Below are 13,621 nucleotides of genomic sequence, written 5' to 3' on the forward strand. Positions count from 1 at the left end.
TTTTATAAGGCTGGTGGAGCATGGCCTAGAACTTCAGTAACATGCTGGCCTTTACACCACTTTCCACCGATTGCGCGCCATACTGACCGGTATAGGACAGACCGATTTTTATGCGGTCGCTCAGTCTGGCGCTCAGCCCCGTATCCAGCACCACAGCATCGGTTGAGAGGGGTGTGCCTGCAATATCCATGCTGCCGCTGCCTCCTGCGGCAAACAGCATATGGGTTGTGGGTGTTGTCAGCCCGAATGCGTGCCGGTACGCCACCGAGCCATGTGGGATTAACAGCAGCCTGCCCGCATGAAAGCTGGAAGAAGCCTTGACCCCAAAGGTGGAAAACGTAACCCCCGTATCCATTCCGGCCCCCCGCAGGGCCGCTGCCCCGCCATGTTCATGGTAGCCATTGGTGTGCAGGTTGACATACGCCACATTGGCAAAAGGTTCGGCTATGCTCCGGCCCATGTAAAGGCGGTAACCCAGCTCACCAAACCCCTGTGCGGTGCCCCCAAGATAACTGCTTGAAAGGCGGTCCGTATAACCGGGAAAAGCAACATTGCGTTGTAGGCTCAGCATATTCCACGTATAGGCAGCCCCCAGTTTAAGGGTAAGCGCACCCCAGTGTGTGCCTGCATACCCCCCAAGGCTTACCGTGTTGCCATGGCCGGATGAGCCACGCCCACTCCCTACATCAAACATGGTGCGGCCATAGCTGAGCATGCTGCCAATGCGCCATGTGTTGTTGAGTATGGGTGTATCTACCCCCATGATAAAACCGGTGGTGGAATGGTGCAGGGCTGCGGCATTGCCATCGCCCCCATTGTGGCCAAGGCTGCCGTAAGCCTGCCCCCACAAGACGGTCTGTTCGCTCAGGCAGCCTTCATCCTTGCGGCCGGTTCTGAGCGATGCCGTGTGCAGGGTATCGTCCACATAGCCTTTGTTGCAGTCTGCTGTATCCAGCCGCTCCATGGCTGCCTGACGTAACAGGAAGCTGTCCTGCACAAGTGCGGTACGGGCCGAAGCATGCACCTCGCCCGAAAGCGTGTTCATGCTCCGGCGGGCCTGTGCGGCATTCAGGTGCTCCATAGCCCCCACAATGGCGCTGCTCTGGGGCACGCGGTCCAGCATCTGTGCGGTTTCACGCTCGTTGCGGGTATTGGTGACGGAGGCAAAGCTCAGGCTATTGCGTGCCATAAGTACGTCCAGATCATTCCCGTTATAATACAGCGATGGTGAGATAAATGTGTAAGGGCTGGTCAGGTTGGTTTGCAGGGAATAGGTTTTTTGCAAAAACCCGCTGCCTGTTGTGAGAATGGTATAATATTCATTCAGTTTTAACGAGGTGGCAGGCGTAACATTCAGAACAACAGTGCCAGAAAGAGCAGCACTGCCCGCAACGCTGAGTGTATTGGACTGCAACTGCTGGTACTGCGTGCCCTGAAGGTTCATGACCTTGCCCGAAAGCTGGTCCGTGCCCTGAAGGGCGAGTGTGGAGTTCTGCGCAGTTTGCAAATTGCCTGCCACCCGAACACTGTTTTGTACATCGGGGGTGGCAAGGGTGCCACCAGAACCAATAACGGTATCCCCCACGGAGCCAGACCCGCTTAAGGTGCCACCATTGCTGACATCAACGGATGAAGAGGTAATGGACCCATCCACCTCCAGCGTGCCTTGTGTTACGGTGGTGGCCCCCGTGTAGGTGCTGTTTGCGCTCAGCACGGTTGTGCCGGCACCATTTTGTGCCAGACCACCAGTGCCATCAATACTTTGCGCCAGTGTAAAGGTGCCACTGTGGTTTATGGCCAGCACGCCGTTATTGTGGATGGCAGTGCCAGCGGCAAGGGCACCGGACGTGCCTCCATTACCCAGTTGCAATACACCGCCGTTAATGGATGTTGCTCCCTGATAGGTCTGGTCCTTGGTAATAATCAGGGTTCCCAGATCCGTTTTTACCAGAGATGTACCGCCAGAAACCAGTTGGTCATTTAGCACCGTATCCAGTACGGCGGTAATGGATGCCCCAGCCGTGGTGCCATCGCCCACACGGATAAGAGTGGACGCGCTGTTTGCGTAAATATTATCCCCGGTTACCGTGTATATTTTGCCATCATTATTGGCAAACTGCATGCCACTGGCGACAACATTGTTTGTAACGCCGTTATATGTGTCCTGCACGGTTACCGTTCCGGCATTGCCGGCATAAACAACAAACTGGCCATTAACCCACGGCCCGTTGGTCTGGCCTGTTTTGTCGGTCCAGTTCAGGTCATTGGTGCCGGTCTGGGCGTCCCATGTGCCGGAACCGCCATCTACCGTGTTGTTGCTCCGGTTGGTGGTGCTTCCACCATCCCAGAACGTCAGGTTGCCGTAATTGATAACCAGATTGACCTGATGATCAATGGATGTCTGCAAGGATGCCGTAGCACCGGGGGCAACGCTTGTTGGGGCCAGCGTCTGGTCTGCGGCACCACTTAATGTGCCACCGTATGTGTACAAACGGTAAAGGCCGGGGTCCAGGCTGTTATTGTTTACGTTTGGCCCGGCGGTATTGGGCGTAATGCTGAGCGTGCCGCCAAGGGTTAGGTCCCCCTGCACGGCAACCAGAGAGTTATAGGCGCCGCCAGCAACATTGGTCTGCCCCAGATAAAAGTTCTGGGATGACCCGCTCGCCAGTGTCAGGTTCTGTGCCATGCTCAGGATGCCAACATGGCTGGTCACATCACCCGGGGTCAGGGTGCCCCCACTTTGTATGACGGTATTCCCCCCCAGTGTGCCGGTGCCAGATAAAGTGGCTGTGGCGTTTACCAGTGTATCCCCGGTGGCTGTGCTCTGGTCACCATTGATGGCAAGAATGCCCGATGTGATCTGGGTGGTGCCAGTATAGGCATTATTGCCACTAAAAACCTGCGTCCCGGATGCGCTTACGCTCACCCCCCCAGTGCCGGAGAGCGTGCCGGAATAGGTGTTGTCTGCCGTAGCCAGTGTAAGCTGCCCGTCCAGAGTGCCGTTGGCCGAACCGGTTAAAGACCCAATGGTTGCGCCGTTTGCCGTGACATCAAAAGTACCACCATTGGCCAGAAGCTGCCCGTTTATGGTGTTCCCATCCAGCGTCAGGGTGCCGGACGTGTTGGTTGTGTTGTGCAGGACCGTATTGTTTTTGGCGAGTAACAGCGTGCCTGCGTTAGCAACACTATCCACGGTGCCAGCATTGAGTGTGAGTGTGCCGCCGGAATCATTGACCGCGGCACCCGCTATTGTGCTGTCGGAAAAAGTTGCCGTGCCACTTTTGTTTTCCACACTTCCAACATGGGAGTTGTTCTGAATGGTCATGACCCCAATGTTGGAAAGGGCACCCTGTATGGTTGCGGCATCCATGTTCAGGACTGTCGAGTTTGTAAAGTTTCCAACAACTGTTGCATTGGTATTGATGTTTGCCGTCCCGGCATTGTTGACATCCCCCAGAACCTGGGATGACCCGGTCAGGTTAAAGGTGGAGCCGGTGGTGTCTGTTACGTTGCCTTTGATAACGGAGGAACTGCTGAGTGTGGCCGTGCCGGAGTTTATAAGAGACTGTTCAAAAACCGCATTACTGGCGGCCTGAATAACCCCCGTGTTGGAGTTGTTCACCAGTCCGCCAATGGTCCCGTTAACGGTAAGCTGCCCAATGTTGAGCACATTCCCAAAAACCTTGCCGGTGCTGGTAATAATGGTGGGGTTGGCCGCACTCGAATTGTTGGTCAGGCTGCCAGCGATTGACCCGGATAGATTCAGGGCAGCATTGGCGCTGACTGCGGTCATCCCCGTATATGTATTCTGCCCTGAAAAGGACTGAGCCCCGCCAGAGAGCGATATGCCACCCGGCCCGGACATAACGCCGGAATAGAGCGCGTTGCCCGCACGGTTGATGATCAGGGTGCCGGTCAGGGTGCCATTTGCCGTGCCGGAAAGGGCGTTTACCGCGCCATTGATAACATTGAATGTGCCCCCGTTGGCCTCCAGCGTGCCCAGCACATAAACGCCCATACCCGAAAGTGTGACCGTGCCGCCATTGCTGACAACATTGCCCTGAACCATGGCGCTGCCATTCAGGTTGAGTATGCCCGAATTGCTTACGTCACTCCCTATTATGCTATTGGTTGTAAAGGTGCCCGATGCGTGGTTTGTCAGCCCCCCCTGTACTGCGGTGGCGGAGAGTTTGGCCGTGCCTGAATTTTCAAAACTCCCGTTTATGGTGCCGGATAGGTTTGAGAATGTTGCATCCTGCTGGTTGATAACATTAAGGGTTTCTGCGGCTGAGAGCGTCATGCTGCCGTAATTGTTCACGTCCCCCATTGTGCCAAATGTGGCGCGGATGGACCCGGAGGCAAGGTTGACAATACTGCCGGTTGTTCCTCTGGTCAGGTAGAATGTTCCGCTGTTGGTTGTATTGTTGAGCGTTCCTGAATTATTTAACATCCCATTATTGGTTGTTGTGCCGGCAATTCTCCCCGATGAGTTGATGAATGTGCTGCCATTGTTGGTCAGGTTTATATTCTGGCTATCGCTGACCGAGTAATTCGAGCCCGCAGCAACGGTATAATCCGTTGCACTGCTGGCTGCGAAAGCGGGAACAGAAACAAAAAGGGACGTGGTAAAAAGATAAACCTTAAGCCCGTTAACGTGTGGTTTGCGGAAAATTGTAAGGCATTTTCCCAACATGCGGCTGTCTCCTGACGGGCTTAATAGAAATGTCCGGAGGAAACCTTAATAATAATTAATTAATAATATTCTAATCTTTCTCTATCTATATTTGATATTATTTTCTTAACAGCGTTATTTATCCTGCAAAAAACAACATTTGTTTGATTTTTATTTACAAAAATTATGTTTATTCAGGGCGGGAGGAGCCGCTTATCCTATGCAGTAGGCCGGTCCTCTGTTGCATGGAGCGCCATTTTGGCCGGGTTGCCGCGCGGGAGGATTGTCCGCGTTGGTATGGGAAAAACCTGCTCACACCTGTTCAGGACTGGGGAGCTGAGAACGCGGAAGGGGGAGGGGGCTGATCGTAAAAATCCACCCTCATCGTCACCTTGCCCATGGGTGTTACAAAATGAGGCTGCTGCGGTTCGATCAGGCCGGGGGTGGCGGGTGTCAGCAGAAGTTCAGATGGAGGGGCCAGATAAGTGAGCTTCAACTCCCCTTCAAGCACACGGACCACGCCCCACACACCTGCCTTGGTATTATGGCGCGTGCGCAAGGCAGCAGGTAGCGTGTCCTGATCGAATACGGGCGTGGAGCGATAGGGCAGGGCTTCGGTCATGGGTATCACTTTTCCGAGGAACAGCGCCTCAAGGTGCTGTGTTGCGCTGGGGCATGGCCCGTTTGGCGTAAAAAGAGAGAGCAAGCTGCAAGCTTCTGGCAATGTTGGCTGCCTTGTCCTGTAGAACAGCAGCCACATCTGCTGGCATGTGTGTGGAGGTGGTCTCACCCCACAGTGCCAGCCACCGATCAAACAGTTCTGGCGTCATCCGGTCACGGTGCTGCATATGCACGGGCACTGGCTGGCCTTTGTAACGCCCGGTACCCAGCATGACGGAAGACCAGAAAGCCGTGAGCGTTTGCAGGTGCTCAGGCCAGTTGGTCACGGCATCTTCAAAAATGGGGCCAAGCTCGGGGTCCGCGCGCACACGTGTGTAAAAGGCGTCTACAAGTGTTGCCAGCCCGTCCTCGTTTAGTGGCAGCCTGCTCATAATATGAGCCTCCTTAACAGCCTGATGTTGAGCACAGTCTATCTGATGCGACTGGCAGAAAGATTGCGCCAGCGCAAACCCGACACGCCCCCAACGCAGTAGAAATACGGCGAGACAGGCAAATATGGCAATCTTCCCAAGGAGGGATGGATGAACGAACTGGCAATTGCCCGGGCACTGCACGTGATCGGGGTCGTGATCTGGATTGGCGGGGTCTCCATGGCGACAACAGCGGCTTTGCCTGCCCTGCGCTGTGGTGTGTTCGGGGCGGACAGGCTTGCGGCTTTTCAGGCTTTTGAGCGCCGTTTTGTGTGGCAGGCGCGCGGTGCTGTGGTTCTGGTCGGGCTGAGCGGGCTTTTTATGGTCATGAAAATGGACCTCTGGGCACGTTTTGCTGAACCCGGTTTCTGGTGGATGCACGCCATGGTGGGGTTGTGGCTGGTGTTTGCCATTGTTCTGTTTATTGCGGAGCCTCTTGTTCTCCACCGGCGCTTTAATGTCTGGGCAAAGCGTGACCCGGATGCCGCTTTTACCGCCTTGCATCGCGCGCATATTGTTCTGCTGGTGCTGGGTCTGATAACCGTTTTTGGTGCGGTGGCGGGTAGCCATGGCTGGTCGCCGGTCTGATCGTATGCGTGGCATGAATACCCTGCGCGGCATAAGGGGTGTATGGGTCATGGCATGTCTGAGCAAAAAGCGCCTTCGCAGAATACGGTCAGGGCCATATGCGCACTGGGTCTGGTAAAGGGGTTGCCGCCCGAAGTGGCAGCGCATGTTGCGTCTTTGGCGCGGATTGATGTTCTGCCCGGTGGGGCTGGTGTGTTCACGCAGGGAGCGGTGGCGCAACGGGCCTATGCGGTGCTTGTGGGGGCGGTGCGTATCCGCCAGATCGGGAGCGATGGCGCGCAGGCACTCATGCGCATGATTGCACCGGGGGAGATGTTTGGCACTGTCGCGCTGTTTACCGAAGGGTATTACCCGGCGGATGCTGAAACAGCGATGCCCTCGCATATTGCAAGCTGGTCAAAAGCGGATTTTATGGCGCTGACCATGAACTCCCCGCAAATTGCGATCAACATTATCGGCATGGTCGGGCAGCGGCTTGCCAATGTTCAAAACCGCCTGCGTGAAATGGCAACCCAGAGCGCAGAGCAGCGCATTGCCCATGCCCTGCTTATGCTGGTTGAGCAGAGTGGCGCCGTGCAGGCCGGGGCTTGTGAGATTTGTATTCCCCTGCGCCGCAGGGATGTGGCGGAACTGGCGGGCACAACGCTCTATACTGCCAGCCGCCAGCTGGCCGCGTGGGAGAAAGTGGGGCTTTTGGCCCGCTCCCGCCAGATGCTGGTTGTGCGTGATGCCAATAAGCTGCGCAGAATTGCGCAGGGCGGACTTCTTTAAAAACATTTTGAATGGACTACACTCTTTGCAGAGTGTCTTGCTGCTGCATGGCTTGGCACCTTGCGTGGCCTGTGTGGCAAAAAACAAACAGCATCCTGCCAGGATGTCGCCCGCGCATAGAAACATTTTGACATCGGAATGATATGCCGTCATCCTTGGGTCAGATCTGGTAAATGTCAACGCTGGCATTCGATCCATAAGGTCATGATGATATCTACATTGGGGGCCAATGATGGCCTTCTTGCCCATGGTGGGCGTGCCTGACGTTTAGTCCGGCACTAGGTATTAGTGTTATGGATAGAGGTTTCCTCAAAGCTGGTCATCCCCGCACTCTGCTTGCTGCTTTTCTTTATTTTGATGTGTCTTTCATGGTCTGGGTGCTGCTTGGGCCGCTTGGCATAGCCATATCACATGACCTGCACCTGAACTCCGGCCAGAAGGGGCTTCTGGTGGCCATGCCTGTGCTTGCAGGTGCTTTGCTGCGGGTTGTTGCTGGCGCACTGGTTGACCATTATGGCCCGCGCCGTGTTGCCATAGGCATGCAGTCCTTTGTTATTGCAGGGCTTGCCGCAACGTGGGTGCTGGCACCACATAGTTATGCCGGTCTGTTTCCCGTAGCTTTTGTTCTGGGTGTGGCTGGGGCTTCCTTTGCTGTTGCTCTGCCTTTGGCATCTGGCTGGTATCCTCCGCAGTATCAGGGCACGGCACTGGGTATTGCCGGGGCTGGTAATTCCGGCACGGCGCTTGCCTCCCTGTTCGCGCCCGGGCTTGCGGCCCTTTATGGCTGGACCAACGTGTTCGGGCTGGCCACGCTGCCGCTTGTCCTTGTGCTGTGTGCCTTTATCTACCTTGCCAAAGAACCACCCCGCCGCCCGAGTGCCGGCCTTGTGGCGTGGCTCCCGGTTTTGAAAAAAGCCGATTGCTGGGCCCTGATGTTCTTTTACGGCGTAACATTTGGCGGCTTTGTTGGGCTGGCCTCCTTCCTGACTATCTATTTTAATGACCAGTATGGCCTTTCCCCCGCAGTGGCAGGGAGTTGCACCGCGCTGGTAGTGTTTGCTGGTTCCTTTATCCGCCCGCTGGGTGGCGCACTGGCAGACCGTATTGGGGGTGAGCGTGCGCTGTGCATACTCTATGGGGCCGCAACCGTTATTTTTGGCCTGATCGGTTTGGGGCTGCCTACGATCTGGCTGGCGTTCCCTGCTTTTTTCGCGGGCATGTTGGTGTTGGGTCTGGGGAATGGTGCCGTTTTCCAGCTTGTTCCCACACGTTTTGCACAGCAGGTGGGCATATTGACCGGGCTGGTCGGCATGAGTGGTGGGGTTGGCGGGTTTTATCTGGCCTCCTCTCTGGGAGCCGCACGGCAGGCAACGGGGTCTTATAGTCTGGGGTTTCTGGCTTTTGCCGGTATCGCTCTGGTGGCTCTTGTCTGCGTCTCCATCTGCCGCAGAAGCTGGAACAAACCAGCCGATGCACATGGGTCTGACACGACCGGCCTTTCCGCAATTTCCTGATTTTCCTTTCAGCCACGGATTATGACACGTGACCTTGAACAAGAATCGCGTGCGCCCCAGGTGCGCCCTTTTTCAGACCTGGCCAATCTCGGTTCATGCGGCTGTGCTGCTGGGCACTGTGGGGATACACCCCGCCTTGGCGCAGGCTGCCAGTGCTCCCGCGCAGGATACAGCCCCGACTGCACGCCAGACCATTGTGGCGGTGGAGAAAAACAACACGCCCAAACCCGCAAAAGCGGCGGGGCACATCCCCCATACACAGGATTGGGGGGTGTTCAACGCAGGCAAGCAGGCTGCCAGCGGCTTTGGAACAATGGCAGGCTTTGGGCAGGTCCGCTGGGCCGAGGACTGGAGCGATCTTGCAAACGTTCCGGTATCAAAAAGAAATAAGGACTGGTTCAATCGCCTTAAATACATACGCCTGAACACCACAGGCAGTATCTGGCTCTCCCTGAGCGGGGAGGAGCGGCTACGCTATGTGTTTGAAAACCAGCCCATGATGGGCACAGCAGGCAAAACCAACGCCAACCGTGTGCTGTTGCGCAACATGTATGGTGCAGACCTGCATCTTGGTGAACATGTGCGCGCATACGCCGAGTTTTTGTGGGGGGTGGCCGGTGGCTCCAATTACTACGGGTATCAGGCAGGCACACAGCGCGAGCGGCTGGACCTTCAGCAAGGGATTCTGGAGGTAAAGGGGCATCTGCTGGGGGCGAGCATGGGGGTTATTGGCGGGCGGCAGGTATTTTTGGATGCGCCGGTTTCCATGCAGTCGGCCCGTGACCTGCCTAACGTGCAGCAGACATGGGATGGCGTGCGGGGCTACGCGGTGTGGAAGTCCTTTCGTGTTGACCTGTTTGACTTCATGCAGACCAATAAAAAGCCGATTGATGTGTTTGCAGATGGCACAAGTTACAATGCCCGCATGTATGGGGCCTACACATCCACGGCACTGCCATCATTTTCTTTTATGAAGCAGAAGAGCCAGCTTTTTGCCGATGTGTTTTTTCTTGGCTACCTGTTTAACGGTGCCAATGCGGCCCTGCCTCTTGCTCAGGCAGGCAAGACGGAAGCAGGCTCCACCCGCCGGGATAATATAGGCGGGCGTTTATGGGGGAATGCCGGTCCGTTTGATGTTAATCTGACCGGGGTTTTTCAGGGTGGGCAGTTTCGTCCCGCGCAAAAGGATGCGCAAACCCGTCCGGTCCGGGCATTTGCGGTTAACGGAAGCATTAGCTGGAATGCAAAAAACCTTCTGGGTAAACCCTCTTTCGGGATTCAGGCCGATGTGTTTTCCGGCGGGAATTACAACAGCAAGAATGGTGCAGTTGGCACTTTTGCAACACCGTATGTCGCATTGCCATATTATAACGATGTTACACTCGCCCTGACATCCCAGAACCTTGTGGGGGTTGGCCCGCTAATTACAGCCGCTCCCAAACCCAACCTGCGCCTGAGGCTGCACGTGCCTGCCTTCTGGCGTGAGAGCACACAGGACGCGGTTTACGGAACAGGCAAGACCTATGCCTGGCGCAATAACCTGCATGGTGGTTTTGTTGGTGTTTCTCCCCAGGTGCAGGTTGCCTGGAGTTTTGCCCCGCATTTTACATGGACGCACGATATTGCAGGTTTTGCCTCATCCCACGGTATGCGGGAGGCCGGGGCCAAAAGCGGCATGTTTTATATGCAGACCATGGAGTTCAAGTTCTAGGTCCGTATGCCATGAGCCGGGGCAGCTTTTGGCGTGATATGTGGTTCCCTATTTATTTTATTTCGTGTAAGGAACTAATTGGAAGCATCCCATAACAGTTACCGTCAACGGCGGTGGTAACGGGTTAACGGCGAGTTGTTCAGGGGTCAACGGCGGCTCCTTGGCCTGAACAAGGCGTGTTTGCACACAGTGCAAACGCAGGAACCGTTCCATAATGGTGCAGCGTTTTTCCCATTCTGTTTTCTGTAACATGCGTTCTTCCCTGTGTGCATGCCTCCTGCGGGGGCGGTTGCACGCTTCCGGGCAGCCTTGCGCGCATATGGGCATTTGCGTTGTCACCCCCTGTTCCCAAATTGCGAGGAGTTACTGACCATGGCCACTACCGGCACTATCGTTATCATCGGCAATGGCATGGTGGGGCACTACTGTGCAGAACAGCTGGTCATGCACGGCCTGCACGAAAATTGCGCCATCCACGTATTTGGCGAGGAACTGCACGATGCATATGACCGTGTGCACCTGACCGAATACATGACCGGGCAGGATGCGCTGGCCCTGCGCCTGCATGCGGAAGATTTTCATGCAGCACACGGCATTACCCTGCACCGTGGGGTGCGCGTGAGCAGCATAGACCGGCAGGCACAGACCGTACACAGTGCAGAAGGCGCTTTGCAGTACACAACGCTGATTTTGGCAACTGGCTCCACCCCCTTTGTGCCTCCGGTGCCCGGAAATACCGGTACGGCAGGGCTTGTTTACCGGAATCTGGAAGATCTGGACCTTATCCGCGCAGCAGCACAGGGTGCACAGCACGGCACGGTTATCGGGGGTGGTCTGCTTGGGCTGGAGGCCGCCAATGCCCTGAGAATACTGGGCCTGCACACAAGCGTTATCCAGCTTGGAGGGCACCTTATGTCTGCCCAGCTGGATAAGGAAGGCGGAGATGCGCTCAAATGCCGGATTGAGGCATTGGGGATAGATGTGCGCACATCCCACGCCACAAAGCAGATTGTGCCGGGGCAGACCTGCCGGCACCGCCTGATTTTTGCAGACGATACGTTCCTTGAAACCGATATGGTGGTGTTTTCCGCTGGTATTCGTGCGCAGGACCAGCTTGGGCGTGAGTGCGGGCTGGAGGTGGAAGCACGCGGCGGTATTGTGATTGACCAGAGCTGCCGTACGTCAGACCCAGCCATTTTTGCCGTTGGGGAATGTGCCTCCTGGCAGGGGCAGGTTTTTGGTCTGGTTGCGCCCGGCTATGCCATGGCCCGCACGGTTGCGTCCATTCTGGCAGGCGAGGAAGCCGCTTTTACCGGGGCAGACATGTCCACCAAGCTCAAATTGCAGGGTGTGGATGTAGGCTCCATTGGCGATGCCTACGGGGCAACACCGGGGAGTAGGAGCTACCGCTTTATAGGCGAGGCAGATGGCACCTACAGGCGGCTTGTGCTGTCTGGGGATGGTACCCGTGTTCTGGGTGCCGTGCTGGTGGGGGATAATTCGTATTACGACACCATTCTCCAATACGTGCAGAACGCGATCAAACCCCCGGCCGACCCGGCAGCACTTATTCTCCCGCGTGGGGAAGGGGCGGAACTGCTTGGGGCCGATGCCCTGCCCGATACGGCCATGGTCTGCTCATGCCATAACGTGACCAAAGGGGCGATCTGCGCAACAATAGATGCCGGGTGCACCGATCTGGGGGAACTCAAGCAGACCACAAAAGCCAGCACAGGGTGCGGCGGGTGTGCCGCCCTTTTGAAAAGTGTTTTTGAAACAGAGCTGGAAAGCCGTGGCATTACGGTTGATCGCAGCCTGTGCGAGCATTTTTCCCATACCCGGCAGGAGCTGTATTCTCTGGTCCGGGTGCACGGTATCCAGACATTTGAAGAGCTGATGCAGCAGCATGGCCATGGCGGTCTGGGGTGCGATATCTGCAAACCTGCGGTTGGGTCCATTCTTGCTTCGGCCTGGAACAAGCCCATAACCGACCCGCTGTATATTCCCCTGCAGGACACGAACGACACGTTCATGGCCAATATGCAAAAGAACGGCACCTACTCGGTGGTGCCACGCATAGCCGGGGGGGAAATTACACCGGACAAGCTGATCGTGCTGGGTCAGGTTGCAAAAAAATATGATCTCTACACAAAAATTACCGGTGGGCAGAGGATCGACCTGTTTGGCGCGCAACTGCACCAGTTGCCAGAAATCTGGACCGAACTGCTCGATGCAGGGTTTGAAACGGGGCAGGCTTACGGCAAGTCCACCCGCACCGTAAAATCATGCGTGGGGAGCACATGGTGCCGTTACGGTGTGCAGGATAGTGTGGGCAAGGCCCTTGATCTGGAAAACCGCTACAAGGGGTTGCGCTCGCCCCACAAACTCAAGTTTGCGGTTTCTGGCTGCACGCGTGAATGTGCGGAAGCACAGAGCAAGGATGTGGGGGTTATCGCCACAGAAAACGGCTGGAACCTTTATGTCTGTGGTAATGGCGGCATGCGGCCGCGCCATGCGGAACTGTTTGCAACCGACATCGATTCAGAAACTCTGATAAAATATATAGACCGTTTTCTCATGTTCTATATCCGCACGGCCGATAAACTCCAGCGGACTTCTGTCTGGCGTGAAAATCTGGAAGGCGGGCTGGATTACCTCAAGGACGTGATCATCAACGACAGCCTTGGCATTGCCGAAGAGCTGGAACGCCAGATGCAACTGGTGGTGGACCGCTACCATTGCGAATGGCGGGACGCACTGAGCGACAAGGACAAACTCAAGCGGTTCCGCACATTTGTAAACGATGCCCGCCCAGACCCCAACATTCGCACTGTGGCCGAGCGTGATCAGGTCAGGCCCGCTGCCAATCTGCCCGAGGCAGGGAGCCTTGCAGGCCCGCAGGCATGGACGGAACTGTGCGCGCAAACGGACCTTGTGGAAAAATCTGGTGTGGTCGCATGGTGCGAGGGTAATCAGGTTGCCCTGTTCTATGTTCCGGCCACGCAGGCCGAGCCCGCCTGTGTGTATGCGCTGGATAACCATGACCCGTTTTCGCATGCCAATATTATTGGCCGTGGGCTGATAGGGGAGATCAAGGGGCAGCGGGTTGTGGCCTCACCACTGTACAAGCAGCACTTCCGTCTGGAAGATGGCCAGTGTCTGGAGGATGCATCGGTCCGGCTGCGCACATGGGATGCACGGCTGGTGGACGGCAAGGTGCAGATCAGGGTGCGCGCCGGGCAGGGCACACCTGAACTGACGCCTGCCTGACGTG

General features: G+C 56.2%; 9 protein-coding genes. 5 read left to right on the plus strand and 4 right to left on the minus strand.

The window, feature by feature from the left end; genetic code table 11:
- Positions 1-25: 25 nt before the first annotated feature.
- The 3 genes from GOB83_RS03850 to GOB83_RS03860 form a co-directional block, all read right to left on the minus strand.
- Positions 26-4,693 (minus strand): autotransporter domain-containing protein, encoded by a 4,668-nt coding sequence (locus GOB83_RS03850; RefSeq protein ID WP_165925293.1) that lies wholly within the window; start codon positions 4,691-4,693, stop codon positions 26-28.
- Between the two features lie 301 nt (positions 4,694-4,994).
- Complete coding sequence (locus tag GOB83_RS03855) at positions 4,995-5,294, minus strand: DUF1971 domain-containing protein (RefSeq protein ID WP_165925294.1); 300 nt, start codon at positions 5,292-5,294, stop codon at positions 4,995-4,997.
- 28 nt (positions 5,295-5,322) lie between these two features.
- Positions 5,323-5,724 (minus strand): group III truncated hemoglobin, encoded by a 402-nt coding sequence (locus GOB83_RS03860; RefSeq protein WP_165925295.1) that lies wholly within the window; start codon positions 5,722-5,724, stop codon positions 5,323-5,325.
- A gap of 150 nt (positions 5,725-5,874) precedes the next feature.
- Between GOB83_RS03860 and GOB83_RS03865 the strand changes: the two genes are divergently transcribed.
- The 4 genes from GOB83_RS03865 (at position 5,875) to GOB83_RS03880 (ending at position 10,347) form a co-directional block, all read left to right on the plus strand.
- Positions 5,875-6,351: a hypothetical protein gene (locus tag GOB83_RS03865; RefSeq protein WP_165925296.1), complete on the plus strand. Its 477-nt coding sequence runs from the start codon at positions 5,875-5,877 to the stop codon at positions 6,349-6,351.
- A gap of 54 nt (positions 6,352-6,405) precedes the next feature.
- A complete protein-coding gene (locus GOB83_RS03870) occupies positions 6,406-7,122 on the plus strand; it encodes a Crp/Fnr family transcriptional regulator (RefSeq protein WP_242005726.1) in 717 nt (238 codons plus the stop codon).
- Between the two features lie 293 nt (positions 7,123-7,415).
- A complete protein-coding gene (locus GOB83_RS03875) occupies positions 7,416-8,636 on the plus strand; it encodes a nitrate/nitrite transporter (protein ID WP_019088891.1) in 1,221 nt (406 codons plus the stop codon).
- A gap of 103 nt (positions 8,637-8,739) precedes the next feature.
- Entirely contained in the window at positions 8,740-10,347 is a 1,608-nt protein-coding gene (locus GOB83_RS03880) for an alginate export family protein (protein ID WP_264802459.1), read from the plus strand.
- A gap of 57 nt (positions 10,348-10,404) precedes the next feature.
- Here the strand turns inward: GOB83_RS03880 and GOB83_RS03885 are convergent, their stop codons facing one another.
- Positions 10,405-10,599, minus strand: a complete 195-nt coding sequence (locus tag GOB83_RS03885) for a hypothetical protein (protein WP_003631118.1) — start codon at positions 10,597-10,599, stop codon at positions 10,405-10,407.
- A 120-nt stretch (positions 10,600-10,719) separates the two neighbouring features.
- Between GOB83_RS03885 and nirB the strand changes: the two genes are divergently transcribed.
- Positions 10,720-13,617 carry a nitrite reductase large subunit NirB gene (gene nirB, locus GOB83_RS03890; RefSeq protein WP_165925298.1) on the plus strand — a complete coding sequence of 966 codons (2,898 nt, stop codon included), beginning with the start codon at positions 10,720-10,722 and terminating at the stop codon, positions 13,615-13,617.
- Positions 13,618-13,621 lie beyond the last annotated feature (4 nt).

Origin of the sequence: Acetobacter fabarum (assembly GCF_011516925.1) — a bacterium.
GTDB classification, from domain to species: domain Bacteria; phylum Pseudomonadota; class Alphaproteobacteria; order Acetobacterales; family Acetobacteraceae; genus Acetobacter; species Acetobacter fabarum.

Coding starts and splice junctions, on each gene's coding strand:
- GOB83_RS03875 (WP_019088891.1), top strand. CDS start 7,416: ATGGATAGAGGTTTCCTCAAAGCTGGTCATCCCCGCACTCTGCTTGCT.
- GOB83_RS03860 (WP_165925295.1), bottom strand. CDS start 5,724: ATGAGCAGGCTGCCACTAAACGAGGACGGGCTGGCAACACTTGTAGAC.
- GOB83_RS03885 (WP_003631118.1), bottom strand. CDS start 10,599: ATGTTACAGAAAACAGAATGGGAAAAACGCTGCACCATTATGGAACGG.
- GOB83_RS03850 (WP_165925293.1), bottom strand. CDS start 4,693: ATGTTGGGAAAATGCCTTACAATTTTCCGCAAACCACACGTTAACGGG.
- GOB83_RS03855 (WP_165925294.1), bottom strand. CDS start 5,294: ATGACCGAAGCCCTGCCCTATCGCTCCACGCCCGTATTCGATCAGGAC.
- GOB83_RS03865 (WP_165925296.1), top strand. CDS start 5,875: ATGAACGAACTGGCAATTGCCCGGGCACTGCACGTGATCGGGGTCGTG.
- nirB (WP_165925298.1), top strand. CDS start 10,720: ATGGCCACTACCGGCACTATCGTTATCATCGGCAATGGCATGGTGGGG.
- GOB83_RS03870 (WP_242005726.1), top strand. CDS start 6,406: ATGTCTGAGCAAAAAGCGCCTTCGCAGAATACGGTCAGGGCCATATGC.